A 25,644-nucleotide genomic window follows, 5' to 3' on the forward strand; every position below is an offset into this window, starting at 1 on the left:
AATTCCGCCCGGCCCCGGCCCTCTCAGAACACCTTGGCGATCGCGGCCTGCGCGTCGCCCTGGATCTGTTTCAGATGATCCGGCCCGCGGAAGCTTTCGGCGTAGATCTTGTAGACATCCTCGGTGCCGGAGGGGCGCGCGGCAAACCAACCGGCCTCGCTTTCGACCTTGATGCCGCCGAACGGCTGATCGTTGCCCGGCGCCCTGGTCCTGACCGCGCGCACGGCATCGCCGGCGAGCTCGGTCATATTGAGCTGCTCGGGCCCGAGCGCCTTCAGCGCGTTCTTCTGCTTCGGCGTCGCCGCGACATCGATGCGCTCGTAATAGGGAACGCCGAGTTCGGCGGTCAGCTCCTTGAACAATTCGCTGGGATCACGACCGGTCTTGGCGATGATCTCCGCCGCCAGCAGGCCGAGGATGATGCCGTCCTTGTCGGTGGTCCACGCCGAGCCGTCGCGCTTCAGGAACGATGCGCCGGCGCTCTCCTCGCCGGCGAAGCCGAAGCCGCCGCTGCCGAGCCCTTCGACGAACCATTTGAAACCGACCGGCGTCTCCACGAGCTTGCGGTTCAGCTTCTTCGCCACGCGATCGATGATCGAGCTCGACACGATGGTCTTGCCGATCGCGGCGTCCTTGCTCCATTGCGGCCGGTGCGCGAACAAATAGGCGATCGCGGTGGCGAGGAAATGGTTCGGGTTCATCAGCCCGTTCGAGCGCGTCACGATGCCATGGCGGTCGGCATCGGTATCGTTGGCAAAGGCGACGTCGAACCGGTCGCGCATCCCGATCAGGCTCGCCATCGCATAAGGCGACGAGCAGTCCATCCGGATCTTGCCGTCCCAGTCCGCGGTCATGAAGCGGAAGGTCGGATCGACCGCCTCGTTGACCACTGACGCGTTGATGCCATAGCGCGCGATGATCGGCTGCCAGTAATGCACCGCCGCGCCGCCGAGCGGATCGATGCCGATCCTGACGCCGGCGGACTTGATCAGCGCGAGATCGACGGTGTTGCCGAGGTCGGCGACGTAAGGCGTGATGAAGTCGTGCAGATGCGTGGTCGCCGCCTTGCGCGCGCGATCATACGGCATCCGCGCAACGCCCTTGAGGCCGGCTTCGATGTAGCGGTTGGCGTTCTTCTCGACCACGGCGGTGACATCGGTGTCGGCCGGGCCGCCATGCGGCGGATTGTATTTGTAGCCGCCGTCCTCCGGCGGATTGTGTGACGGGGTGATGACGACACCATCGGCAAGGCCCGTGCTGCGGCCCTTGTTGTAGCTCAGGATCGCGTGCGAGATCACCGGCGTCGGAGTGTAGCCACCCTGCGCATCGATCATGATCTCGACGCCGTTCGCCGCGAACACCTCGACCGCGCTGGCCAGCGCCGGCTCGGCCAGCGCATGGGTGTCGATGCCGATGAACAGCGGCCCGGTAAGCCTCTTCTCGCGGCGGTAATCGCAGATCGCCTGCGTGGTGGCGAGGATGTGGTCCTCGTTGAACGAATTCTTCAGCGACGAGCCGCGATGGCCCGAGGTACCGAAAGCAACCCGCTGGGTGGGATCGCCGGCGTCGGGCTTGCCGGCAAAATAGGCAGTGACCAGCCGCGGCACATTGGCAAGCGCGGCGGGATCGATGGGTTTGCCGGCGGCAGGATTTGGTGCAGTCACGTGACCTCTCAGATCTGGTATCGCCGACCATCAGCACAACGAGTGATCTCATTGCGTGACATCCTGGCGTGCTACCATGGCGGCTTACGTTCAATCAAGCCGCGGGCATTTCGTTCCTTGCGAAACGCAGCAATGCGTTACGACACATCAATCTGCTGTACCTTCTCGCGCAGCTCGTCGACCAGGACCCGCTTGTTCTCGGTATAGTCGATCGGCACCACGACGAGATGCACGCCGCCGCCGGAGAAGGCGCGCTCCAGGGTCGGGACGATCGCCTCCGTGCTCTCGATCCGCGAGCCCTTGGCGCCGTAGCTCTCGGCGTATTTGACGAAATCCGGATTGCCGAAGGTGAGGCCGAAATCCGGGAAGTTGTCGACCGCCTGCTTCCAGCGGATCATGCCGTAGGCGGAATCCTCCAGGATCAGGATCACCAGGTTGAGCTTGAGGCGGACCGCGGTCTCCATCTCCTGCGAATTCATCATGAAGCCACCGTCGCCGCAGACCGCGAGCACGCGGTTCTTCGGATACAGCATCGCCGCCATCATCGCCGACGGAAGGCCGGCGCCCATGGTGGCGAGCGCGTTGTCCAGCAGCAGCGAGTTCGCGAGCAGCGTGCGGTAGTTGCGCGCGAACCAGATCTTGTACATGCCGTTGTCGAGCGCGACGATGCCGTCCTCGGGAATGACCTGCCGCACATCGTGCACGATGCGCTGCGGCGTCGGCGGCCAACGGCCCTCGGTGGCGCGATCGGTGATCTTCGCCAGAATGCCTTCGCGCAGGCTGAGCAGCGCGCTGGCATGCGGCAGCTTGCCCGCGACACGGTCGGCCAGCAGTTCGAGGCTCGGCCCGACATCGCCGATCACCTCGCATTGCGGGAAGTAGACCTGCTCGACATTCGCCGCCGTGTAGCTGACATGGATCACCTGCGGCCCCTTCGGCCCCATGATGAAGGGCGGCTTCTCGATCGTATCGTGACCGATCGCGATGATCAGGTCGGCGCGGTCGATCGCCTCATGCACATAGTCGCGCTCGCTCAGCGCGGCTGTTCCCATGTACTGATTGGTACCGCCGGAGACCGTGCCCTTGCCCATCTGTGTCGTGAAGAACGGGATCTTGGTGCGCCGCACGAAGTCGCCGATCCCGGCGGTCGAGCGCGGGCGCGAGGCCGCCGCGCCGAGCATGATCAGCGGGCGCTGCGCCTTCAAAATCATGTCGGCGGCGCGGTCGAGCGCGGCCGCATGCGCGATCGGAATCTCGATCGGGTGCGGCGGCACGATCTCGACCGGCGCAATCTCCTCGCGCGCGATATCCTCCGGCAGTTCGAGCAGCACCGGCCCCGGCCGTTCCTGCGTCGCGATCCGGAAGGCGTCGCGGACCAACGTCGGAATGGTGGCGCCGCTGACGATCTGCAACGACAGCTTGGTCAGCGGACGGAACGTGTTGACGATGTCGACGATCTGGAACTTGGCCTGCCGGCTGCTCAAGATGCCCTTCTGGCCCGTGAGCATCACCATCGGCATCGCGCCGAGCAGCGCATAGGCCGCACCGGTGGTCAGATTGAGCGCGCCGGGGCCGAGCGTCGTCATGCACACGCCGGGCTTTCCGGTCAGGCGGCCATAGGTCGCCGCCATGAACGCCGCGGCCTGCTCGTGGCGGGTCACGATCAGCTTGATCGAGGATTTGCGCAGGCTCTCGACGACGTCGAGGTTCTCCTCGCCGGGAACGCCGAACACCCGTTCCACACCCTCATTCTCGAGGGCCGCGACCAGCAAATCGGAACCTTTGACCATCTCAGCCTCGCATCGTTGATTGCATGCCGCGCACGGAGCATAGCCGCATCGCGCGCCGCCGGAAACTCTCTTGCGATCTCACGGCTTGTGCGCCTTGATCCAGGCATCGGCCACGGGGAGCACACGCGCCGCGAGATCGGCCGAGATCGCGATCGCCTGCAAGGAGCGCGCCACCGTCACCCGCCCGCCGCTGGTCGATTGCGACGGGGCAAACGCGGCGAGCTGCGCCGCGTGGTCCTGATCGGTAAAATTGATCATGAAGTTCGGCACGAACTGGTCGCGGAAGTTCGGCCCTTGCCTGGCCAGCAACGTATCGAAATTCGCCTGGACGAAGTCCCAGGCGAGCTGCGGATGCTCGCCTGCGGACGCAACCGCATTGATCATCCCCGTGACAATCGTGTCGGGCAACTCATTGGTCAGCGTCAGCGCCAGCGTCGCGCGCGCCAGCTCCGTATCGCGGGCGCTGGCGGCGGCGAAATAATAGCGCAGCCGCTCATTGGTCGCGGTGCTGTTGCGCGCGAGCGCCAACAGTCTGTCATAGGTTGCCCGATCGGCCGTGATGCCGACGACATGGGTGACGGCATCACGCAGCGTGGTCGGTAGCGATTTGGGATCATCGAGGAACGCCGCAAAGCGCCGCTTCGCCTCGGCGACGATTGCGGCGTCACCGAGGTCGCCGAGCGTCGAGATCAGGCTCGCGCGTAGCAGCGCGGTGTCATCGTCGCCCGAGCCGCCGCCATCCCATCCGATCCGGTCGAACACCGGACGCAGCCTGGCGCGGGCGTAGGCCTGGATCACCGGCCGTTCGCTGCGGTCGCGCGACAGGCGGTTGAGCGTGGCAAATGTGGAAATCACCTGATCCCACACCGCGCGATGGTCGCCGGTATCGAGCGCATCGAGCAACGCGAGATAGGATGGCGCTTCAGCGCGGCCGGCCTGCACCAACGCCCAGCTGTCAGTGACGACATTGAGCCGGTCAACGACCTGCATCTGCGGGAAGGCGTTCAGTAATGCGGCGCGATTCTTGGGGCCGTATTCGACCCTGAAGTAGCCGACATCGCCAAGATTGACCTTGATCGCATCACCGCATGCGCCGGCCGGAATTTCTGTACTGCCCTTCAGCAGGATCTCGTCAAACGGCTTGCCCTGCGCAGGTCCAGCCGCAACCGGAATCTGCCAGTCGCGGGCCGGCAGCGGCGGATCGCTGGCCGGCGCGATCACGAAGCGATCCTGCCGCAATGTCAGGCGCTGCGCCGTGCCATCGCAGGCCGTCTCGGCCACCACCAGCGGCACGCCATCCTGCTCGGTGAAGGAGGCGGCAATGCCGGTGATCGTCTTGCCACCGGACGTCTCGAGCGCTTGCCAGAGATCGGCGGTGGTGGAATTGCTGAAGGCATGCGCGGCCATGTATTTGCGGATGCCGTCGCGGAACACCTGCTCGCCGAGATAGGTCTCGAGCATGCGGATCAGCGCCTGGCCCTTGTTGTAGGTGATGGCGTCGAACGCCGTGACCGCTTCGCTGTGGTCCGCGATCGGCTGCTGCACCGGATGTGAGGTTCGGCGCGCATCGAGCACCATGGCGAACTGCTTCGCGCTGGTGCCGTTCAGCCAGCTCCTCCATTGCGGATAGAACTGCTCGGAGGCCTTGGTCGCCATCCAGCTGGCAAAGCCCTCGTTGAGCCAGAGATTGTCCCACCACGCCATGGTGACGAGATCGCCGAACCACATATGCGCCATCTCATGCGCGATGATGCCGAAGATGCCGCGCCGCGCGGTCTCCGCATTGGTTGCAGGATCGAACAGCAGCCGGCTCTCGAAAAAGGTGATGCCGCCCCAGTTCTCCATCGCCCCGCCGAATCCGCCGGGGACGGCGATCAGATCGAGCTTCGGCAGCGGATATTTGACGCCGAAATAGTCGTTGTAATAGGCGAGCAGTTTCACCGCGCTGTCGAGCGCAAAGCGGCCCTGCCCGCTCTTGCCCTCCGTCGTCACCACGCCGACCGTGACGCCGCCGGCATCCGCCGTGGCCCGCTCGAGCTCGCCGACCGTGAGCACGAACAGATAGCTCGACATCTTCGGCGTCGGCGCGAACGCGATCTTCTTGAGATCGCCGGCTGCCGGCTCCTCGCTCGCCACAGGCATGTTGCCGACCGCGAGCAGATTGCGCGGGATCACGACGGTCAGCGCGAAGCTCGCCTTGAACGACGGCTCGTCCCAGCACGGAAAGATCCGCCTTGCATCGGCCGGCTCCAGCTTGCTGGAGATCAACCGCTTGATCCCGGCCGGGGTCGGGTAATCGACCACAAACAGCCCGGTGCCGAATTTGTTGATCTGCGCCGTGAAGGCAATGCGCAGCTTGTGGCGGCCCGCCGCAAGCGGCTTGGCGAAGGTCAGTGTCGCGGTCTGCGCGGCGGCGTCGGTCACGACCTCCGCGCGCTGTGCACCGTCATCGATCGTGGCCTCGGCAAACGTCGTGTTGATCGCGTTCAGCGTCAGTTGCGCCGTTGGCTCGCGCACCTCGATGTCGACGGTCTCGACACCAGGCAGCGCCAGGCTGGTGATATCGGGCGTCAGCTCGATCGCGTAGCTCAATGGGACGACCGTCTTCGGCAGCTTGCCGGGTGTGCCGTCGAACGAAAATGTCTGCTCGGCCAGCGCTGCAGTGGCCGTCGCCAGCAGCAAGCCGATTGCCGTGGCAAGACGACGCAGCAGCGCGGTTCGGACATGGGTTGCAGGCTTGTTCATCGCGCAGCTCACCGGGATTTCGGGATTTTCGGATGTCATTGCGGAAGGACGTAGCAGGCAATCTGGTAGAGATCATGTCGCCACAAAACTGACAACTCCGCGACATTGACATCGCAATGACTCACATCGATCGACGCGCACTCGCATCGGCCTACCGGCCCTTGTTGCTCAACCGCGGGATGGAAGGCTAACCTGCGGCTGGCATTCCAGCCGCAGCGTCCGGCCACGGGAGACAACAATGTTCGGAAAGTTCTCGCGCCGGCAGTTTGCGGGCCTTGCAGGCCTCTCGGCGCTCGGCCTGTCGGCCCCGGGTGAGGCCGCGAACCACGCTCCGCGGCCTGACGGCGCAAACTTTCCCGCCGGCTTCGTCTGGGGCACCGCGACCTCGTCCTACCAGGTCGAAGGCGCGGTCAATGAGGACGGCCGCGGCCCGTCGATCTGGGACACATTCACCCACACATCGGGCAAGATCGAGGACGGCTCTACCGGCGATCGCGCCAACGACCACTATCACCGCTACAAGGAAGATGTCGGCCTCATCAAAAATCTCGGCGCCAGGGCCTATCGTTTCTCGATCGCCTGGCCGCGGGTGTTTCCGGACGGCGCCGGCGCGCCGAACCCAAAGGGCCTCGACTTCTACAACCGCCTGGTCGACGAGCTGCTCGCGAACGGCATCGAGCCCTATGCCACGCTCTATCACTGGGACCTGCCGCAGGCATTGCAGGACCGGGTCGGTGGCTGGCGCTCGCGCGACACATCGAAGGCCTTTGGCGACTACGCCGGCTATGTGGCGCAGCGGTTGACCGACCGGGTCAAGAACATCTTCACCCTCAACGAGGTCGGACGTTTCCTCCCCTTCGGCTATGCGCTTGGCGTCGACGCGCCGGGACTGAAACTGCCACCGGCCGAGGTGAACCAGGCGCGCCACCACGTCGCGCTGGCGCATGGGCTCGCGGTGCAGGCGATCCGCGCCAAGGGCCGCCCCGGCACGCGGGTCGGTCCGGCCGAGAACATCACCGCCTGCGTGCCCGCGGTCAACACGCCGGAGAACATCCGCGCCACCGAGATCGCGACACGCGAGCTGAATGCGGGCTTCCTCGGCGTCATCCTCGAAGGCAAGTACACCGAGGGCTTCCTGCAATATGCCGGCGCGGACGCACCCAAGTTCACCGCCGAGGAGCTGAAGATCATCGCGCAACCCAACGATTTCGTCGGACTCAACATCTACGCGCCGCACTGCTATGTCCTCGCCACCGACTCGGCGCCCGGGTGGAAGCCGCTGCCGATGCCGGCCTCGTTCCCGCATATGAGTTCGGATTGGCTGCGGATCGCGCCGGAGACGATCTACTGGGCGCCGCGGATCGCCGCCAAGCTCTGGAACATCAAGAGCATCTATATCAGCGAGAACGGCACCTCCGGCGAGGACAAGGTGCAGCCGGACGGGCAAATCTACGACCTCGACCGCATCATGTTCCTGCGCAACTATCTCGCTCAATTGCAGCGCGCGACCGCCGACGGCGTCCCGATCCACGGCTATTTCCTGTGGAGCCTGATGGACAATTTCGAATGGATCTTCGGCTACGCGAAGCGCTTCGGCCTGTATCGCGTCGATTTCGAGACCCAGGCGCGGGTGCCGAAACTGAGCGCGGCATTCTATCGCGACGTGATCGCGCGCAACGCCATCGGCGTATGATCTATCCCGCCTGCGGCCGCGCGCCCGACCACGCGCGCCGGAGCAGGTCGCAGATCGCGCGCTCTTCGATCGGCCGCGGGTTCCAGTAAGGATTCCTGGTGGCGAGTGCGGCCGCCTTTGCGATGCCGTCTTCGGGCATGCCGATCTCGGCGAGCGAACGCGGCGCGCCAAGCCTTGCCGACAGATCGAACAGGCCATCGGCTGCATCAGCGGTCCCAAGCGCCCGTGCGACGCGGCCGATCGCATCGCGCGCGGCCGGCGTGTTGTAGGCGATGGTGTGCGGCAGCAACACCGCATGGGTTTCGGCATGCGGCAGGTCGAACAGCGCGCCCACCGTATGGCAGAGCTTATGATGCAGCGCCATGCCGACCGTGCCGAGACAGACCGCGCACAGCCACGCGCCGTAGAGCGCGTTCGAGCGCGCGTCGAGATCGTGCGGCCGTGCGATCACGTCCGGCAACGACGACGCAAGCTTTGCGATCGCCTCTTCCGCCATCAGCGAGGTGATCGGGTTGCCGTCGCGCGCATACAGCGCCTCGGCCGCATGCGCGACCGCGTTGAGGCCGGAGATCGCCGAGAACTTTGCCGGCATCGAGAGGGTCAGATTGACGTCGTAGATCACGGCTTCGGGCAATATCTTCGGCGAGGACTGCGTGGTCTTGACGCCGTCGACGGTCTCGCCGAGCACCGGCGTCATCTCGGAGCCGGCATAGCTGGTCGGCACGACCAGTTGCGGCAGGTCGGTGCGCAGCGCGATCGCCTTGCTGAGGCCGGTCGCGGCACCCGCGCCGATCGCAACGACGCCGTCGGGCTTCAACTCGCGGACCATCTGCATCGCACGTTCGGTGACCGCGACCGGGGTGTGCACGACGGCGCCGTCGAACGCGCCAGCCATGCGGCCGCCGGTCAAGCCTCGGAGATCGCCGAGCTCGGCCTGCTGCCGCCGGCTCGCCAGCACCAGCGCGCGCCTGATGCCGAGCCGGTCGAGCTCATCAGCCAGCTGCGCGATCGTGCCGACCCCGAACACGACTCGCATCGGGCTGACTTGATAGGTGAACGGCTGTGGCATGATGAGTTCCAAAAACGTTGGTCAGCCGCGGCGCCAGTCGCGCGGCGTGCAACCGAAGCGATGCCGGAAGCGCCGCGTGAAGTGCGACAGATCGGAGAAGCCCCAGTCGAACGCGATGTCTCCGATGGCGCGCCCGTCGATCGCGGGATCCTTCAGATCGCGCGCCGCGCCGTCGAGGCGGCGGTCCATCACATAGCTGGCGAATGTCGTGCCGGCCCGCTTGAACAGTTTGTGGACGTAACGCTCGCTGATGCCGACCGCGGCGGCGATAGCGGCCACGCCAAGCCCGGGCTCGCGCAACCTGCGGTCAACGGCGCGGCGCAGCGCGAGCCACGTTGCATCGGCAAGACCCGCGCTCTCAATAACGCCCGCCCGACCGGTCCGCGACAGGCTGAGCGCGACCAGATCGAGCAGCACGCCGAACAGGCGCGCGTTGTCGGTGTCAGAAGCGCGGAGCGCCGAATTGTTCAGCACCTGCGCCGTCTCCGCGATGAGATGGCCGACGAACGGATCGTCCGATACCCGCGCCGGGGCGGCCTCCGGCGCCGACGGCAGCCGCTCATCGAGCGCCTCGGCCGGCACCCAGAATGATGCCACCTGCAGCGCGGGACCGCGGTCGTGCAGCAGCGAGAAGCGCTGCCCGCTGTCGAAGATTCCGACCTGGCCGGGCGACAGGCTGATCTCGCGCCCGGCCTGCTGGATGCGGCAGCGGCCGGCCAGCTTGAGATTGAGATAGTAGCAGCGCCGGCTGGACACCGCGATGTCGGCGGCCGAGCGCCGCACGATATGCTCAGGGAAACTGACCCGGTTGACCGCACCGTCGCCGAGCCCAACGGTCTCGACCCGCGCGACGAAACCCGGCGTCGCCGGCGGCTCCGGCGTCAGGTTCATGAAGGCCTGGCAGATCGCCTCGCGATAATAGGCGAACTGCTCGCCCGGCCTGGTGTCCGCGGTATTCCAACTCAGCCTGCGCGAGCGATCCGCGGCGGCGATTTGCTGCATCAGTTCACTCCGAGCCCAATCCGGTTCGGTTACAGCCAAGCGCGTTCCGTGGCCCCGGGTCAATATCCATCAGGAACCGTTTGAAACTGGGGCGTATCCTTGGGCGTATCCCGGGCCGTCCCGGACGTCGCAATCGATCTCAGTGAACCAAACAGGAGGTACAACATGTCGACCTATGTTCTCGTCCATGGCGCCTGGCATACCGGTGCCGAGTTTGAACCGGTTGCTGCCGCGATCCGCAAGGCCGGCCATGTGGTCCATACCCCGACCATCAAGGGCAACCGGCCCGGCGACCGGAAGGACTCGGGCCTTGCCGAGGCCATCCAGTCGATCGTCGACTATCTCGCCGAGCACAATCTGAACGACATCGTGCTGGTCGGCCACAGCTATGGCGGCATGGTCATCACTGGCGTTGCCGACGCCTCCGCGAACCGCATTCGCCGCCTCGTCTACTGGAACGCCTTCGTGCCCAACAATGGCGAAAGCCTCAACGACATGGTGCCGCCGCACTATGTCGGCCTGTTCGACGCCATTTATGCCGAGCGCGGCGACGGCTCGGTGGTGCTGCCGTTCCCGGTCTGGCGCGAGGCCTTCATCAACGACGCCGACCTCGAGACGGCGCAGCGGGCCTATGACAAGCTCAACCCGCATCCGCTCAAGACCTTCCAGGACAAGATCGCGCTGCGGACCAATCCGGCCGAGATGCAAATCGCAAAATCCTACGTCAACTGCACCGAGGATACGGCGATGCCGCACGGCCTGCCCTGGCACCCGCGGCTGTCGGAGAAGCTCGGGCTGTTCCGCCTGGTCCAGGTGCCGGGCAGCCACGAGCTGTGCTTCTCCAATCCGGAGCGCCTGGCGCAGGCCTTCCTCGACGCCGGCCGCGATTAGGCCACGGCCTCGTACACAGGCGCGGTCGCAAGGAAGCGCGCATAGGCGTCCGCGTCCGGCGGCGTGAATTTTTCGACGAGCGGGTTGCGGCGCGACGCCTTGGTGCCGATGTCCGCCAGCAGCTCGTCGAAATGCTTGAAGTGGTAGGGCGCGACGCACAGCCCGCCATAGACGCCCGCCGCCGGGCGCTCGACCCGTTTGAAGTTCAGCATCATCGCGATGTTGTCGTGCATCTCGGCCGCGCTCGGCTGCCGCGCGAGCTGCCCGTCGGCATAGCGCACCAGCCAGTTCGCGGCGAGATCGGCGCACAGCACGGTGCAGAAGCTCGAGTTGAAGCCGACAAAGCCCATGTCGGGCAGATCGGGGTTCGCGATCAGACGATAGAGTCGGTACTGCCCGTCGGGCTCGACCAGCTTGTTCTGATACTCCTGAGGGAGGAACGGCACACCGAGCTTGTAGCCGATCGCGAGCACCGCGACGTCGGCCGCGACACGCTGGCCGCCGCTCATCACGATGGCCTTGCCGTCGTAATGATCGAAGGTGCCCTGCACCGCCTTGATCCGGCCGTCGGCAACCATCGGATAAAAGCCGGGGGTCGCGATCGGCACCGAGCAGTTGACGCCGTCCTCGATCCGCTCCTTCGGCACCATGCCGCATTGCTTGAGCTTGAGCTGCATCTTCAGCATGCTCTCGAGCCCCCGCCAATTCGCCCAGACGAACGGCTTGGCAACGGCATGCGCGAGGCGTGCCATCGGACCGATGCCCCAGCTCGCGAACATCTGCTCCTGCGCGCGGATGTAGAGGATGCGCTTGAAGTTGACGAGGCCGCCGACGAAATAGGGGATCCGCCAGACCGGCTCGCGAAACACGATGGCAACCTCGCTGGCGCCGGAATTGACCGCATTCACCGCGATGTCGGTCGCCGATTTGGAGCCGCCGAGCACGACCACCTTGCGCCCCTTGGCGAGATCGGGATCGCTGTATTGCGACGAATGCAGGATGTGGCCGCCCTGCGCCTTGAAGCCGTCCTCGCCAGGCAGCGGTAGCGTCTGCGGTTCGTTGAATTGTCCGGTGCAAACCGCGACGAAATCGAAATCCTCGTGGCCGGCAGCGCCGTCGGTCGAGCGCAGTTCGACCGTCCAGCCCGGTCTGCCGTCGGCGCGACGCTTCATGCCTTCGACCCTGGTGTCGAACCGCATCGCGCCGTCGAGCCCATGGCTGCGGGCATAGTCACGCAGATAGGCATGGACCTGCGGACCCTTCGGCCATTCCGGATAGGACTCCGGCATCGCCTTGTCGGTGTAGCGATAGAGCTCCTTCGGGCTCTGGGTCTGGACGTCGGGATAGGAGCGCGCCGGCTCCCAGACCCCGCCGAGATCGCCGCTGCGCTCGATGATGGTCACTCTGTGACCGCGATCGGCAAAGGCCTTGCCGGCGGCGAGCCCGGAAATGCCGGCGCCGATGACGCACACATGCTTCTGCTTGACCATGAAACGTCTCCGCGATGAATGAACAAGCCCATTTCCCTGAGCGCACGTGTCCCGTCATCGCCGGAGCCAACTCCGGCGATGGCCGCCTCACATGCGCGTCGTGTCCTTGTCGTCCGCCTGGAGTCCCCGTTCCGACAAGATCGGAACGGGGCTCCAGATTCTTGTTTTGACGCGTTTTCTTTACGCGAACCGGTATCCACTTCGCTCGAAAACGCCCTACTCGTTGGCTTCCGGCGGCAGGAAGTCCACCTCGTGCTCGGCGGAAATGCGCACCACTTCGACCGGGTCCTGCAGATTGTGCAGCTTGTCGAACAGCGCCTCGAGCTTCTGCATCGGCGACACCCAGAACAGCGCCCGCGCCGGCTTGTCGGACTTGTTGAAATAGCCGTGCGGGATGCCGCGCGGCATGCGCACGAGATCGCCCGCCTTGGCCTGCACCCAGACGCCGTCGAGCTTGAGGTCGAGCACGCCTTCCTGCACCAGGATGAACTCGTCCTGGGTCGGGTGGACGTGCACCGGCACGAACTGGCCGGGATCGCTGTTGGTCTCGAACGCGAAGGTCGAGTCGGTGACCGCCTTCGGATAGTAGACCTGGCCGAGGATATTCCAGGTCTTGCCGCCGTAGCCGGTGCCGGTTCGGGTAATGCCTTTCTCGAGCGTGCCCATGTCAGCCTCTCCAGTTTTTGATGCGTATTGCCGACACGGAGCCTGTCGCCAGCCGGTAAGGCTGTCTAGCCGATAAACGAATCCGCAGCTGGCGCGACCATGCTGCAATGCGGGAGCGTCGAGGCCTACGGCGTCTGCCCAATGCCGCCGCATCCGCCTGCGCGCCGCTCGGGCAGATTGCGCGACGAAACGGCGTTCCCCTTTGCCCGCGGATGCACTAGGCTGCACGATGTTTTAGACCTCAAACAACTCCGGACGGCCGGCGTGACTGCTGTTGGCAACGAGGTTTCGGCAAGGGCAAGTTCGGTAAGGCTCAAGGATTTCGCGCGCGTCGCGACGGCGCGCGTCGACGACGCGGCTGAAGCGATCGGCCGCATCTTCTGTCCGCACGATCTGACGCCGGTCGATCATTCGGAGCGCGATTTTTCCGCGCACCACAATTGCGCTGGGTTCAACGGGTTCTCTGTCAACTATGTCGCCTATGGCGGATCGGTCGCGATCAACCCCGGTTGCCTCGACCGCTTCTTCCTATTGCAGATGCCGCTGTCCGGCTCGGCCGCGGTGCGGACCGCCGCGCGCGAACTCACCACCGGGCCGCAACACAGCGCCTCGCTGCTGTCGCCGACGATTCCGACCGAGATGACCTGGCGCGACGACTGCGCCCAGCTCATCCTGCTGCTCGACCGCAAGCTGGTCGAGCATCGCGCCGCTGCGCTTGGCGGCGTGGCGGTCCAACCGGTCGAGTTCGATCCGGCCGTCGCCTTGGGCGGGCCGCTCGGGCAGACGCTCTCGGCCAGGATCGAGCAGCTCGTGACGACAGCCGAGCAGCTCGGGCCAAGCAAATCGTTGTCCGCGGTCGCGGCGGCCGATTGGCGCGAGTCGTTTCTCAATGTTCTGCTCAACGATCAGCGACACAGCCTGAGTTCGGCGATCGACGTCTTCAACGGCCGCACCGAGGCCCAGCCGGCGGCGCTGAAGCGCGTGCGGGCTTACCTCGAGACCCGCGCGACCGAGCCGTTGGATCTCGCCGAGCTCGCGGAGATCGCCGGCACCGGCATCCGCGCGCTGCAACTCGGCTTCCGCCGTCACTTCGGCACCACCGTCTCAGAGATGCTGCTCGACATCCGCCTCGCCCATCTCAACGCCCGTCTCAAGACGACGCGGCCGGGCGAACGCATCGTCGATATTGCATTCGACCTCGGCTTTACCCATCTGAGCCGGATGGCGAGCGCCTACCGCGCCAAGTTCGGCGAGAGCCCGAAGGCGACCCTGCAGCGGCTGAGCTGAGCGGCGGTTCCGATCGGCGCGGCCGCGCCCTGCCCATCCGGCCAGTATCGCCGTCCGCCGCAGCATCCCAGATTGAGGGAAGCCAACGGAGTTTCCCATGACCGAACCGACCACCCTCGCCTCGCTGTCGTCAGCCCTTTCCGAGACCATTGCGCGCGCGGCGCCTGCGATCGTCTCCGTACATTCGCACCGCGCGCGCGCCTCCGGCTTCGTCTGGAAGGCCGGCCTGATCGTGACCGCCGACGAAGCGCTCGCCGACGAGGGCGAAGTCGAAATCCAGTTTGCCGACGGCAGCCGCAGGCAAGCCGCCGTCGCCGGACGCGACCACACCACCGACATCGCGCTGCTGCGCGTCGATGGCGACGTCGCGCCGATCAAGCTGTCGACCGAAATCCCCGCGCTCGGATCGCTCGCGGTGATCGTCGCAGCCGACCGCGGCGCGCCGATCGCGCGACTCGGCATGGTCTCCCGGTCCGGCGCCGCCTGGCGCAGCCTGCGCGGCGGCGAGATCGACGCGCGGATCGAGCTCGACGTCCGGCTGCGGCAAAGCCAGCAGGGTGGATTGGCGCTGAATGCCGCGGGCGTGCCGTTCGGCATGGCGGTGCTCGGCCCGCGCCGCGTGCTGACGATCCCCGCCGCGACCATCGAGCGGGTCGCAGCCCAGCTCGAGAAGAGCGGCCGTATCGCGCGCGGATATCTCGGCGTCGGGCTGCAACCGGTCCGTCTCGACGACGGCCTCGGCGCCATGGTGATGGATGTCGACAAGGCCGGCCCCTCGGCCGCCGCCGGCATCCGCCAGGGCGACGTGATCGTTGCCGTCAACGGCGAGAAGCTGTCGGGCGTGCGGGCGCTGTCGCGCGGCCTCGGGCCGCAGAGCGTCGGCACCGTCGTTGAGCTCACCGTGCATCGCGGCGGCGAGCCGCTAAACTTCAAGGTGACGGTCGGCGAAAGGCCCGAGACGTGAGCAGTGAGCCCACTTCCGACATCGTTATCGCACTCGAGGTCGACGATCCCGCCCTCGCCGACCGGCTGGCGACGTTGCTCGGCAGCGTCGCCGGCCTGCGGCTTGCCGCGCCGGGCGAACAGGCGACGGCGACGATCGTCGCACGCAACCGGGAGACCGCAGGCGGCGGCGACTTCGAGCTGACGCCGCGCGAGCTCGACGTGCTGGCGCTGCTGGCCGAAGGCGCATCCAACAAAATGATCGCGCAGCGGCTCGGAATTTCCGTCCACACCGCCAAGTTTCACGTCGGCTCCCTGCTCGACAAGCTCGACGCCACCGGCCGCACCGACGCCGTCGCGCATGCGGCGCGGCGCGGGGTGATCAATTTGTGAGGGTAGAGACACGGCGCTGATGCCGGCGGATCGGAACCTATCCCTTCGTCGTCCCTGCGAAAGCAGGGACCCATACTCCGCGGCCGTCGTTGTTGAGGGGGACTCGTCGTTCCGACATTCGTCCACAATAACCATTCGTGGTTATGGGTCCCTGCTTTCGCAGGGACGACACCGAGTGTGTGACACGGCTGTCATGCAGCGACATTCTCGCGACATGATTTGCCCGAGCTTTGCTCTTCGTCTCGCCGCTCTTGCGAAAATTCCGCCGCGCGAACCAGGCTTAGACCAATTGTGCAAGTAGTCGTCCGGATACAGACGCCTCCTCGATCTGGTTATGCAATCTTCAGCCAACAAGAAGAAACGGCATGAAGAAGCTGATCGATCGTCATCGGGACATTCAATACACGCTCACCAACATCGAACCCGACCTCTGGAGTTGGTCATTCGAAATCAACGGCAAGATCAGGCAGGGCACCACGCGCGCGCGGCTCGGCCTGCTGGCGCAGCGGCGGGTCTGCATGCTGATCGATCGCGAATTGAAAAGCGCGGAACGCGACAAGCCGAAGAAGCCTGACTAGGCCACCCGCGTCCTGGCTCCGCTTCTCAGCCGGGCGGTCGCCGCCGACCGAGCCCAAGACTTTGGCTCAAGACCTTGGCTCATGACAATGCGAACACGGCCGCAGCGACGGCGAGCCGTAGTCCGGCATATCGCCTGTCGTCCGGTCCATGCTGTCCGCACCCGACGCTCCAGAGCGCGGGCCACGAGAACCGCTCGAGCCCCGTCGCCGATATCGCCGCGAACGACGTCCAGCTGGTGTCACCTCTGTGCCGCCACAGCACGCCGCCCGGTCCCATATCCGGATAGAAGGCGATGTCGAGGTCGAAATCCCGCTCATCGCCGAGATCCGGACCGACCCAGTAGTGCGGACTACGCCCGCGCTCGCGCCCGAGGATCAAGGTGAGCGTCTGGTTCGGGCCGCGCAGGCCAAGCCAGAGCGGCGCGATCATGTCCGGCACGGGCGTACAGAGCAGCGTTTGCGGCGCGGCGCTTCCCGCGGCGGTGCGGCCCGACAATTTCAGGGCGACCACCGTTGCGGGCGGCGGCGTCCCGGACAATGGCGCAGGGCTGGTCCCGTGCGGCAATGGCGACCACGTGGCGTGGTCGAGAGATGGCAGCGGCCATGCGAGCTGCTCGCGCACGGCGCCTTCGGTGTCGAGCACCTGATAGCGAAGACCGTCCTGATCGAGCACCGCCTGCACGCAATGAAGATACTCGACGCCTTCGGGCATCCGGTGCGCGGTGCCCGCACCCGCCGTGCAGATCTGCAGCACACCGCGATGGACCTGAACATCGAATGCGAGGATGTGGCTGCACAGATAGGCGGTCACGCCGGCGCGGACCAGGATATCCCAGAAGCGCGCGCTGTATTCGTGACCGATCTCGCGCTGATAGCTGCCGCTGAAGCCATTGATCGGGTACACGGGATGATGACCCAGCACCAGTTTGTGTCTGGCGTCCTTGTGCCGTTCGAGCACCTCTTCCAGCCAATCGGTCTCGACGTGCCCCTCGCCGCCCAACCCGCTCCACAGCGTGTGCACGAACACCATCAACAGATTGTCGCGGCGGACCCAGTAGGACAGGCCCTCCTGACCCGGCGGACCATTGCGCGGCAGCTTGAGCACCTCGCGAAACACCGTCTCGCTCATCTCATCATAGGTGGTGTGGTTGCCGGTCGTGTGCCACAGCGGCACCGTGCGTCGGTCGAGCCAGGCCATTTCGGTGTCGAGCCAATGCCGCCACTGCGCGCGCAACGCGTCGGCATCGGCGGTGAGGCCGATGATCTCGTCGCCGGGGAAGAGAATGAATTCGGGCGCAGGATTGAGCCGGCGGACCACATTGTTCACCGACGCGAAGGTGCGCTCATGCAGCGCGCCTGCTACCCCCGAGCAGGCGTCGGCATAGATCACGAACTGGTGGCCCGGATTTCTCGGCAACAGAGACGGAATTGCATCCTGCATGGTCGGACCACGTCCTCGCGAGCCACATCATAGATGTAGGCAGGCCGATCGCTCAAGGCAGACACTTGCGCGCAAGGTCGTGGCCGGCCAGCGCTTCTCTGACCGGGCACACCAAGACGTGACGCTGCGGAAAAGCTGGTCTGCCGGCATACGCTAGGCGGCGTCGCGCCAAGCTGCTAGCCTTTTGCGCTTCAGATTGGCCAAAGCGCGATGAAAAGTCATCGCACTTTAGCTCATTGTTTGAGCATGATCTTTTCGGAAAACCGCTTCACACTTTTCCGGATCATGCTCTGGCGAACTAAGGAACCGAAGCAAATGGACAACCGTAATGATGTTTGGCGCGGCGTCGACACGATCAAGCCGCGTTTCATCGAATTGAGCGACCGGGTCTGGGCGATGCCCGAGGTCTGCTACACCGAGGCGCGCTCATCCGCCGAACATCTGGCCGAACTGCGCCACCAGGGTTTTCGCATCACCGAGAACCTCGCCGACATTCCGACCGCGGTCATGGGCGAATGGGGCGAGGGCGGCCCGGTCATTGCTTTCCTCGGCGAATATGACGCCCTGCCCGGCCTCAGCCAGGAGGCCGGAATTGCCGAACCTCGTCCGGTCGAGAGCGGCGGCCACGGCCATGGCTGCGGCCATAATCTGCTCGGCTCCTCCGCGCTGCTTGCCGCGACCGCGGTGAAGGACTGGCTCGTTGCCAACAAGGTGCCGGGCCGGGTGCGCTATTACGGCTGTCCCGCCGAGGAAGGCGGCGCGGCAAAGGCCTTCATGGTGCGCTGTGGCGCGTTCGAGGACGCCGACATCGCCATCACCTGGCATCCGCATAGTTTCTGGGAGGTGGCGGTGACGCCGTCGCTTGCCAACACCCGTGCCGATTTCATCTTCACCGGCCGGACCTCGCATGCAGCCGCCTCGCCGCATCTCGGCCGCAGCGCGCTCGATGCGGTGGAATTGATGAATGTCGGCGTCAACTACATGCGCGAGCACATGCCGAGCGATGCCCGCGTGCACTATGCGCTGCTCGACACCGGCGGGATCGCGCCCAACGTGGTGCAGGCCCATGCCCGCGTGCGCTATTCGATCCGCGCCCGCGACCTGCCCGGCATGAACGAACTGGTCGAGCGCGTGCACAAGATCGCGCAGGGTGCGGCGCTGATGACCGAGACCAAGGTCGAGATGAAGATCATCTCCGCGGTCTCCAACATCCTGCCCAACACGCCGCTGGAGCAGACCCTGCACCAGATCATGGAAGATCTCGGCCCGCCGCATTTCGATGATGCCGACAAGGATTTCGCCGGCAAGATCCGCGCGACCCTGACCGACAAGGACATCGCCTCGGTCTATTACGCGATCGGCATGGATCCGACCGACCGGCCATTGGCCGATTTCCTGGTGCCGATCGACGCCAAGCGCAATCCGCTGATCGGCTCGACCGATGTCGGCGACGTCAGCTGGGTGGTGCCGACGGTGCAGGTCCATGCACCGACGGTTGCAATCGGTACGCCGTTTCACACCTGGCAGGTTGTGGCGCAGGGCAAGACGCCGGCCGCGCATAAGGCGATGGTGCAGGCCGCCAAGGCGATGGCCGGCCTCGGGGTCAAGGCGCTGATGGAGCCGGAGCTGATCGCGGCCGCCAAGGCCGACCTCAAGAAGCGGACCACCCGGACGCCCTATGTCAGTCCGCTGCCGGCGAATGTTGCACCGCCGTTGGACATGTCGGTCGCCTGAGCGCCGCATCTGCCGCCGGGCCTGCGCTTCAATGCCGGGCCCGGCGAGCGCCTATTCTGATCCGATTGGATTGGAACGGGCTCTGGATTCTTGCTTTGACGCGTTTTCCTCACGCGAACCAGCGTCCACTTCGCTCGAAAACGAGCGCGCGTGACAAAAAAGCATCTCGGAACAAAGGATAACGAACAAATTTTCCGCACTGCGAGGCGCGCGCAGGCGCGCTTTGGCACCGAAATGCCGAACCGATGTGCGGCGCGGAGCGGTTCTGCACAAGCGATAGCCAAAAGACCTAGGCGCTGAACTGCGGCAGGCGTTGACCTGCGCGGTCATTCGGTGTGCCATCTGCCGCCAGCACGGCGGCCGGTTCCAAGGCCCGCCGCAATCTCACGTGAGCCGGACCGAGGGGACAATGTTCGACAACAATCTGCGGGGCATGATCGACGAGGTAAAAGGCGGACGGATGGACCGCCGCGCCTTCGTCAAGCGAATGATTGCCGTCGGCCTCACCGCGCCGATGGCCAACCAGATTCTGGCGATCGGCGGCGTCGCGATGGCGCAGAGCCCCAACCCCTACAAGCCGACCAAGCGCGGCGGCGGCGGTCCGCTGAAGCTGTTGTGGTGGCAGGGCCCGACCCTGCTCAATCCGCATTTCGCCACCGGCACCAAGGACCAGGACGGCTCGCGCATCTTCTACGAGCCGCTGGCCAGCTGGGACGTCGACGGCCATCTCAACCCGATCCTCGCCGCCGAGATTCCCTCGATCCAGAACGGCGGACTCGCCGCCGACGCCAAATCGGTGGTCTGGAAACTCAAACCCGGCGTCAAATGGCACGACGGCAAGCCGGTGACCGCCGATGATCTCGTGTTCAACTGGGAATATGCCAGCGATCCCGCGACCGCGGCCGTATCGATTGAGACCTATAGCGGCCTCACCGTCGAAAAGGTCGACGACCTCACGGTCCGTATCAATTTCAAGAAGCCGACACCGTTCTGGGCCAACGCCTTTGTCGGCGCTTATGGCTGCATCATTCCGAAGCATCTGTTCGCGGAGTACAAAGGCGGCAAATCCCGCGAAGCGCCGAACAATCTGAAGCCGGTCGGCACCGGCCCCTACAAATTCGTCGAATTCAAACCGGGCGATCTGATCCGCGGCGAGATCAACCCCGACTACCACATGGCCAACCGGCCATCCTTCGACACGATCGAGATGAAGGGCGGCGGCGATGCCGTCTCGGCGGCGCGTGCGGTGATCCAGACCGGCGAATATGACTTCGCCTGGAACATCCAGGTCGAGGACGAGGTGCTGTTGCGCCTGGAAAAGGGCGGCAAGGGCAAGTCGCTGTTCGCGGTCGGCGGCGACATCGAGTTCATCGCGGTCAACTTCACCGACCCGAACACCGAGGTCGACGGCGAGCGCTCGTCGATCAAGACCAAGCATCCGATCCTGTCCGACCCGCGCGTGCGCCAGGCGCTCGCGCTGCTGGTCGACCGCGAGTCCATCAAGAAGGTGATCTACGGCCGCGCCGGCCGCGCCACCGCCAACTATCTCAACGGCCCCGAGGAGTTCGTCTCCAAGAACACCAAATGGGAGTTCTCGATCGAGAAGGCGAGCGCGCTGCTCGAGCAGGCCGGCTGGAAGGCGGGCTCCGACGGCATCCGCGAGAAAGACGGCAAGAAGCTGAAGTTCCTTTACCAGACCTCGATCAACGGCCCGCGCCAGAAGACCCAGGCGATCGTCAAGCAGGCCTGCCAGAAGGCCGGCATCGACGTCGAGCTCAAATCGGTGGTCGCCTCGGTGTTCTTCTCCTCCGACGTCGCCAACCCCGACACCTATTCCCACTTCTATGCGGACATCGAGATGTTCCAGATCCCGATGACCCAACCCGATCCCGCCCTGCACATGCGCCGCTATCATTCGCGCAACGTCGCCACCAAGGAGAACAAGTGGCAGGGACCGAACTTCCCGCGCTGGGTCAACAAGGATTTCGACGCCGCGATCGACGCGGCGGAGATCGAGACCGATCCGCTCAAGCGGGCAGACCTCTATATCAAGGGCAATGATTTGATGTGGCAGGACACGGTGATGATCCCCGTGATGCATCGCCTCGCGGTCGAAGCCTGCTCCAACACGCTGCGGCCCGCGCTGTCCGGCTGGGCCAACCAGACCGACAATCTGCAAGACTGGTATCGTGAAACCTGAGACGTGACGTGCTCAGAATCGAACGGGCACTCTCCCTCTCCCCGCTCTTACGGGAAGCGGGTCGGGGGTGAGGGCTCTGTCCGCAAATGCGTTGGAAGGTGAGTTCGTAGAGCATCCCCCTCACCCGGAATTCAAGCTGCGCTTGAATTCCGACCTCTCCCCGCACGCGGGGCGAGGTGAAGCTCGCCTTTCGACTGGAAGCAAGATCAACGTGCTCAAGGTGCGAGCGTTAGTTAGATGATCTCCCGATGAGCCAATATATCCTGCGCCGTCTGATGATCGCGATCCCGAGCCTGCTCGGGATCTCGCTCGTGCTGTTCGTCGTGCTGGCGCTCGCGCCGGGCGATCCGTTCAGCGAGCTCGCGACCAATCCGAACGTGCCGCCCGAGGTGCAGGCCGCGCTGCGCGCCAAGTTCGGCCTCGACGACCCGATCTATCTGCGCTACCTGCACTGGCTATCGGCGATGGCGCAGGGCGACTGGGGCTTCTCCTTTGTCAGCCGGATCAATGTCGACACGCTGATCCTGCAACGGCTGCCGACCACGCTCTACGTGATCGGCTCGGCGCAGCTCTTGGCGCTCTTGATCGCAATCCCGGTCGGCGTCTATGCCGCGACTCGGCCCTATTCGCTGTTCGACCAGCTCGCCAACACCTTCGCCTTCATCGGCTTCTCGCTGCCGACCTTCTTCACCGGCATCCTGTTCATCCTGGTGTTCTCGGTGAAGCTCGACTGGCTGCCCTTCGTCTACACCGACGTGCCCGGCAGCGGCATTCCCTGGCTGCTGGAAATGATCCGGCAGGCCATCATGCCGGTGATGGTGCTCGGCCTGTTCCAGGCGGCGTCGATGACCCGCTTCGTGCGCTCGGCGATGCTCGATGTGATCCGGCTCGACTATGTCACCACGGCACGCGCCAAGGGGCTCGGGCAGGCCAAGGTGATCGTCAAGCATGTGATGCGCAATGCGATGATCCCGGTCGTCACGCTGATCGCACTGCAGATGCCTGCGGTGTTCGGCGGCGCCATCGTCACCGAGCAGATATTCCGGATTCCCGGCATCGGCTCGCTCCTGATTTCCTCCATCCTCGCCAACGATACGCCGGTCGTGATGGCCGTGACCTTCGTGTTCGCGTGTCTCGTGGTGCTCTTCAACCTGATTGCAGATGTCCTCTATGGCTGGCTTGACCCTCGCATCTCCTTCCGCTGAGCGGCGCGGCTACTCGCCCTGGCGCGAAACCTGGCGGCGCTACCGCCGGCACAGGCCCGCCGTGCTCAGCGCCGTGCTGCTGCTGCTGCTGATCGCGGCCGTGGTGATCGGCCCGTTCATCTGGCGCGTCTCGATCAGCGACATCGACGTGGTGGCGGGCCTGCAGGGACCCTCGCTGGCGCATCCGTTCGGCACCGACGATCTCGGCCAGGACCTGCTCGCCCGCATGATCTATGGCGGCCGCATCTCGCTCGCGGTCGGCCTCGCCGCGATGCTGGTCTCGGTGTTCGTCGGCACGCTGATCGGTGCGCTCGCCGGCATGTCGCGCGGCCCGCTCGGCTATGCGCTGATGTGGCTGACCGACCTGTTCCTGTCGCTGCCGCAACTGCCGCTGCTCTTGATGCTGATCTATTTGTTCCGCGACGGGCTCAAGGCCATGTTCGGCCCGGAGGGCGGCATCTTCATCCTGATCGTGCTTGTGATCGGCGGCCTGCGCTGGATGCCGGTCGCCCGCCTGGTGCGCGCCCAGTTCCTGTCGCTGCGCGAAAAGGAATTCGTCGAGGCGGCGCGCGCGCTGGGCGCGAGCCCGACGCGGCAAGTGGTGCGCCACATCCTGCCCAATGCGCTCGGACCCGTGATCATCGCCGGCACGATCGATGTCGCCGCCGCGATCATCGCGGAATCGACGCTTTCGTTCCTCGGCCTGGGCTTTCCGCCCGACACGCCGACCTGGGGCCGCATCCTCTATGACGCCAAGGACTTTCTCGACATCGGGCCGCACTGGGCGTTGTTTCCGGGCGGCGCGATCTTCATCGCGGTGGTCGCCATCAACTTCATCGGCGACGGGCTGCGCGACGCGCTCGACGCCCGCAAGGTGATCTGATGGCGCTGCTCGACATCAAGGGCCTGAAAACCCATTTCACCACCGACGACGGCATCGTCCAGGCGGTCGATGGCGTCGACATCAGCATCAACCGCGGCGAGACGCTCTGCGTGGTCGGCGAATCCGGCTGCGGCAAGACCGTCACCGCGATGTCGATCCTGAAATTGATCGCGATGCCGCCGGGCAAGATCGTCGCCGGCGAGATCATGTTCGAGGGCCGCGATCTGGCGCCGCTGACTAGCCACGAGCTCGACGACATTAGGGCCAAGGAGATCGGCTTCATCTTTCAGGAGCCGATGACCTCGCTCAACCCGGTGCTGACGATCGGCGAGCAGATCGCCGAGAGCCTGCGCCGCCACGAGGCGGTGACCAGGAAGCAGGCGCTCGAGCGCACCGTCGAGATGCTGAAGCTGGTGCAAATCCCCAATGCCGCGGGCCGCGTGCATCACTATCCGCACCAGTTCTCCGGCGGCATGCGCCAGCGTGTGATGATCGCGATGGCGCTGGCCTGCCGGCCCAAGCTCGTGATCGCGGACGAGCCGACCACCGCGCTCGACGTCACCATCCAGGCGCAGATCCTCGACCTCCTGCAGGACATGAAGGAACGCCTCGGCATGGCGGTGATGCTGATCACCCATGCGATGGGCGTGGTCGCGGAGACCGCGCAGCGCGTCGTCGTGATGTATGCCGGCAAGGTGGTGGAAGAGGCGCCGGTCGACGAATTGTTCGGCAATCCGAGCCATCCCTACACCCAGGGCCTGATCCGTTCGATCCCGCGCATCGATCTCGACGCCGCGCACAAGACCCGGCTGGAAGCGATCGGCGGCTCGGTGCCGATCCTGATCAACCCGCCGCCCGGTTGCCGGTTTGCTTCCCGCTGCAAACACGCCATGAGCATCTGCACCGAGCAGGAGCCGCGGCTGCGCGAGATCGCGCCCGGCCATCGCATGGCCTGCCACCTCGGAGACGCGTCATGAGCGAACCGCTGCTGCGCGTCAGCAATCTGAAGAAGCACTTTCCGGTGCTCGGCGGCCTCTTGTCGCGCGAGGTCGGCCAGGTCTACGCGGTCGATGGCGTGTCGTTTGCGGTCAACCGCGGTGAGACGCTGGGACTGGTCGGCGAATCCGGTTGCGGCAAATCGACCACCGGGCGCTGCGTGCTGCGGCTGATCGAGCCGACCTCGGGCGAGATCGTGTTCGACGGCCAGAACGTGATCGGGCTCGGCGGCGGCGATCTGCGCGCCATGCGGCGCAACATGCAGCTCGTCTTCCAGGACCCGTTCGCCTCGCTCAATCCGCGCATGACGGTCGGCGCGATCCTCGCCGAGCCCTTCATCATCCATAATCTCGTGACCTCGGCCAGCGAGCGCGAGGACCGCGTCGCGCGCCTTTTGGTCAAGGTCGGGCTGAAGGCCGAGCACATGCGGCGCTATCCGCATGAATTCTCCGGCGGCCAGCGCCAGCGCATCGCGATCGCCCGCGCGCTGACCTTGGAGCCGAAGCTGATCGTGTGCGACGAGCCGGTCTCGGCGCTCGACGTCTCGATCCAGGCCCAGGTCATCAACCTGCTGGAGGATCTGCAGGCCGAGCTGAACCTCACCTACCTGTTCGTGGCCCACGACCTCTCTGTGGTCGAACACATCTCCGACCGCGTCGCCGTGATGTATCTCGGCCGCATCGTCGAGCTCGCCAAGGCCAGCGATCTCTATCGCAACCCGCAGCATCCCTACACCAAGGCGCTGCTCTCCGCGGTGCCGGTGGCCGATCCCAAGGCGAAAAAGCTGCGCATCCGCCTGAAGGGCGACGTGCCGAGCCCGATGAACCCGCCGAAGGGCTGCCACTTCCACACCCGCTGCCCGATCGCCGAAGAGCGCTGCCGCCAGACCGCGCCGGAGCTGCGCGAAGGCAGCAACGGGCACTTTGTGGCGTGCCATCTGGCGTAGGTGGCGCGCCAGATGCGATAGCCAGCCGT

At 65.3% G+C, this 25,644-nt stretch carries 20 protein-coding genes; 12 read left to right on the forward strand and 8 right to left on the reverse strand.

The window, feature by feature from the left end; translation table 11 throughout:
• Nucleotides 1-23: 23 nt before the first annotated feature.
• From pgm to Q0030_RS11970, 3 genes are all read right to left on the reverse strand, one after another.
• Nucleotides 24-1,664 carry a phosphoglucomutase (alpha-D-glucose-1,6-bisphosphate-dependent) gene (gene pgm, locus Q0030_RS11960; protein ID WP_298366840.1) on the reverse strand — a complete coding sequence of 547 codons (1,641 nt, stop codon included), beginning with the start codon at nt 1,662-1,664 and terminating at the stop codon, nt 24-26.
• Nucleotides 1,665-1,801: 137 nt separating this feature from the next.
• Nucleotides 1,802-3,454 (reverse strand): acetolactate synthase large subunit, encoded by a 1,653-nt coding sequence (locus Q0030_RS11965; protein WP_298366842.1) that lies wholly within the window; start codon nt 3,452-3,454, stop codon nt 1,802-1,804.
• Between the two features lie 78 nt (nt 3,455-3,532).
• Nucleotides 3,533-6,199 (reverse strand): M1 family metallopeptidase, encoded by a 2,667-nt coding sequence (locus Q0030_RS11970; protein ID WP_298366844.1) that lies wholly within the window; start codon nt 6,197-6,199, stop codon nt 3,533-3,535.
• 238 nt (nt 6,200-6,437) lie between these two features.
• Between Q0030_RS11970 and Q0030_RS11975 the strand changes: the two genes are divergently transcribed.
• Nucleotides 6,438-7,892: a GH1 family beta-glucosidase gene (locus Q0030_RS11975; protein WP_298366846.1), complete on the forward strand. Its 1,455-nt coding sequence runs from the start codon at nt 6,438-6,440 to the stop codon at nt 7,890-7,892.
• A gap of 1 nt (nt 7,893) precedes the next feature.
• Here the strand turns inward: Q0030_RS11975 and Q0030_RS11980 are convergent, their stop codons facing one another.
• Together Q0030_RS11980 and Q0030_RS11985 are read right to left on the reverse strand one after the other, a co-directional pair.
• Nucleotides 7,894-8,961 carry a maleylacetate reductase gene (locus Q0030_RS11980; RefSeq protein ID WP_298366849.1) on the reverse strand — a complete coding sequence of 356 codons (1,068 nt, stop codon included), beginning with the start codon at nt 8,959-8,961 and terminating at the stop codon, nt 7,894-7,896.
• Nucleotides 8,962-8,982: 21 nt separating this feature from the next.
• Nucleotides 8,983-9,963, reverse strand: coding sequence for a helix-turn-helix domain-containing protein (locus Q0030_RS11985; protein ID WP_298366850.1), 981 nt, complete (start codon nt 9,961-9,963; stop codon nt 8,983-8,985).
• Nucleotides 9,964-10,128: 165 nt separating this feature from the next.
• On the opposite strand from Q0030_RS11985, the gene Q0030_RS11990 reads away from it, so the two are divergent.
• Nucleotides 10,129-10,854: an alpha/beta hydrolase gene (locus Q0030_RS11990; RefSeq protein WP_298366852.1), complete on the forward strand. Its 726-nt coding sequence runs from the start codon at nt 10,129-10,131 to the stop codon at nt 10,852-10,854.
• On the opposite strand, the gene Q0030_RS11995 is transcribed toward Q0030_RS11990, so the two are convergent.
• Both Q0030_RS11995 and Q0030_RS12000 read right to left on the reverse strand, forming a co-directional pair.
• Nucleotides 10,851-12,344 carry an NAD(P)/FAD-dependent oxidoreductase gene (locus Q0030_RS11995; RefSeq protein WP_298366854.1) on the reverse strand — a complete coding sequence of 498 codons (1,494 nt, stop codon included), beginning with the start codon at nt 12,342-12,344 and terminating at the stop codon, nt 10,851-10,853. The two genes, Q0030_RS11990 and Q0030_RS11995, sit on opposite strands and share 4 nt — an antisense overlap.
• Before the next feature lie 216 nt (nt 12,345-12,560).
• Nucleotides 12,561-13,010 carry a cupin domain-containing protein gene (locus Q0030_RS12000; protein ID WP_298366857.1) on the reverse strand — a complete coding sequence of 150 codons (450 nt, stop codon included), beginning with the start codon at nt 13,008-13,010 and terminating at the stop codon, nt 12,561-12,563.
• A 264-nt stretch (nt 13,011-13,274) separates the two neighbouring features.
• On the opposite strand from Q0030_RS12000, the gene Q0030_RS12005 reads away from it, so the two are divergent.
• The 4 genes from Q0030_RS12005 (at nt 13,275) to Q0030_RS12020 (ending at nt 16,210) form a co-directional block, all read left to right on the forward strand.
• Nucleotides 13,275-14,297, forward strand: coding sequence for an AraC family transcriptional regulator (locus Q0030_RS12005; protein WP_298366858.1), 1,023 nt, complete (start codon nt 13,275-13,277; stop codon nt 14,295-14,297).
• A 97-nt stretch (nt 14,298-14,394) separates the two neighbouring features.
• Nucleotides 14,395-15,261, forward strand: a complete 867-nt coding sequence (locus Q0030_RS12010) for a S1C family serine protease (protein ID WP_298366860.1) — start codon at nt 14,395-14,397, stop codon at nt 15,259-15,261.
• Nucleotides 15,258-15,632: a helix-turn-helix transcriptional regulator gene (locus Q0030_RS12015; protein ID WP_298366861.1), complete on the forward strand. Its 375-nt coding sequence runs from the start codon at nt 15,258-15,260 to the stop codon at nt 15,630-15,632. Before Q0030_RS12010 ends, Q0030_RS12015 begins: the two co-directional genes overlap by 4 nt.
• Before the next feature lie 365 nt (nt 15,633-15,997).
• Nucleotides 15,998-16,210, forward strand: coding sequence for a hypothetical protein (locus tag Q0030_RS12020; RefSeq protein ID WP_298366862.1), 213 nt, complete (start codon nt 15,998-16,000; stop codon nt 16,208-16,210).
• Nucleotides 16,211-16,289: 79 nt separating this feature from the next.
• Here Q0030_RS12020 and Q0030_RS12025 read toward each other — a convergent pair whose 3' ends face one another.
• The gene (locus tag Q0030_RS12025) at nt 16,290-17,651 is read right to left on the reverse strand and encodes a metallophosphoesterase (protein WP_298366864.1); all 1,362 of its coding nucleotides are present in this window, start codon (nt 17,649-17,651) and stop codon (nt 16,290-16,292) included.
• Between the two features lie 315 nt (nt 17,652-17,966).
• Here Q0030_RS12025 and Q0030_RS12030 point away from each other — a divergent pair, with 315 nt between their 5' ends.
• The 6 genes from Q0030_RS12030 (at nt 17,967) to Q0030_RS12055 (ending at nt 25,615) form a co-directional block, all read left to right on the forward strand.
• Entirely contained in the window at nt 17,967-19,385 is a 1,419-nt protein-coding gene (locus tag Q0030_RS12030) for a M20 family metallopeptidase (protein ID WP_298366865.1), read from the forward strand.
• A gap of 409 nt (nt 19,386-19,794) precedes the next feature.
• Complete coding sequence (locus Q0030_RS12035; RefSeq protein ID WP_298366867.1) at nt 19,795-21,585, forward strand: peptide ABC transporter substrate-binding protein; 1,791 nt, start codon at nt 19,795-19,797, stop codon at nt 21,583-21,585.
• Nucleotides 21,586-21,833: 248 nt separating this feature from the next.
• Nucleotides 21,834-22,790, forward strand: a complete 957-nt coding sequence (locus Q0030_RS12040) for an ABC transporter permease (protein WP_298366868.1) — start codon at nt 21,834-21,836, stop codon at nt 22,788-22,790.
• Nucleotides 22,756-23,673 (forward strand): ABC transporter permease, encoded by a 918-nt coding sequence (locus Q0030_RS12045; protein ID WP_298366870.1) that lies wholly within the window; start codon nt 22,756-22,758, stop codon nt 23,671-23,673. The genes Q0030_RS12040 and Q0030_RS12045 overlap by 35 nt, the downstream gene beginning before the upstream one ends.
• Entirely contained in the window at nt 23,670-24,650 is a 981-nt protein-coding gene (locus Q0030_RS12050; protein ID WP_298367311.1) for an ABC transporter ATP-binding protein, read from the forward strand. Before Q0030_RS12045 ends, Q0030_RS12050 begins: the two co-directional genes overlap by 4 nt.
• Nucleotides 24,647-25,615 carry a dipeptide ABC transporter ATP-binding protein gene (locus Q0030_RS12055; protein WP_298366871.1) on the forward strand — a complete coding sequence of 323 codons (969 nt, stop codon included), beginning with the start codon at nt 24,647-24,649 and terminating at the stop codon, nt 25,613-25,615. Before Q0030_RS12050 ends, Q0030_RS12055 begins: the two co-directional genes overlap by 4 nt.
• Nucleotides 25,616-25,644: the final 29 nt, after the last annotated feature.

Source organism: uncultured Bradyrhizobium sp. (assembly GCF_947648125.1).
In the GTDB taxonomy this organism is placed as follows: domain Bacteria; phylum Pseudomonadota; class Alphaproteobacteria; order Rhizobiales; family Xanthobacteraceae; genus Bradyrhizobium.

Bases quoted from the DNA above. Each gene is read 5' to 3' on its own strand.
- Q0030_RS11965 (WP_298366842.1), bottom strand. From the start codon at position 3,454: ATGGTCAAAGGTTCCGATTTGCTGGTCGCGGCCCTCGAGAATGAGGGT.
- Q0030_RS11970 (WP_298366844.1), bottom strand. From the start codon at position 6,199: ATGAACAAGCCTGCAACCCATGTCCGAACCGCGCTGCTGCGTCGTCTT.
- Q0030_RS11975 (WP_298366846.1), top strand. From the start codon at position 6,438: ATGTTCGGAAAGTTCTCGCGCCGGCAGTTTGCGGGCCTTGCAGGCCTC.
- Q0030_RS11980 (WP_298366849.1), bottom strand. From the start codon at position 8,961: ATGCCACAGCCGTTCACCTATCAAGTCAGCCCGATGCGAGTCGTGTTC.
- Q0030_RS11985 (WP_298366850.1), bottom strand. From the start codon at position 9,963: ATGCAGCAAATCGCCGCCGCGGATCGCTCGCGCAGGCTGAGTTGGAAT.
- Q0030_RS11990 (WP_298366852.1), top strand. From the start codon at position 10,129: ATGTCGACCTATGTTCTCGTCCATGGCGCCTGGCATACCGGTGCCGAG.
- Q0030_RS11995 (WP_298366854.1), bottom strand. From the start codon at position 12,344: ATGGTCAAGCAGAAGCATGTGTGCGTCATCGGCGCCGGCATTTCCGGG.
- Q0030_RS12000 (WP_298366857.1), bottom strand. From the start codon at position 13,010: ATGGGCACGCTCGAGAAAGGCATTACCCGAACCGGCACCGGCTACGGC.
- Q0030_RS12010 (WP_298366860.1), top strand. From the start codon at position 14,395: ATGACCGAACCGACCACCCTCGCCTCGCTGTCGTCAGCCCTTTCCGAG.
- Q0030_RS12020 (WP_298366862.1), top strand. From the start codon at position 15,998: ATGAAGAAGCTGATCGATCGTCATCGGGACATTCAATACACGCTCACC.
- Q0030_RS12025 (WP_298366864.1), bottom strand. From the start codon at position 17,651: ATGCAGGATGCAATTCCGTCTCTGTTGCCGAGAAATCCGGGCCACCAG.
- Q0030_RS12030 (WP_298366865.1), top strand. From the start codon at position 17,967: ATGGACAACCGTAATGATGTTTGGCGCGGCGTCGACACGATCAAGCCG.
- Q0030_RS12035 (WP_298366867.1), top strand. From the start codon at position 19,795: ATGTTCGACAACAATCTGCGGGGCATGATCGACGAGGTAAAAGGCGGA.
- Q0030_RS12040 (WP_298366868.1), top strand. From the start codon at position 21,834: ATGAGCCAATATATCCTGCGCCGTCTGATGATCGCGATCCCGAGCCTG.
- Q0030_RS12045 (WP_298366870.1), top strand. From the start codon at position 22,756: ATGGCTGGCTTGACCCTCGCATCTCCTTCCGCTGAGCGGCGCGGCTAC.
- Q0030_RS12055 (WP_298366871.1), top strand. From the start codon at position 24,647: ATGAGCGAACCGCTGCTGCGCGTCAGCAATCTGAAGAAGCACTTTCCG.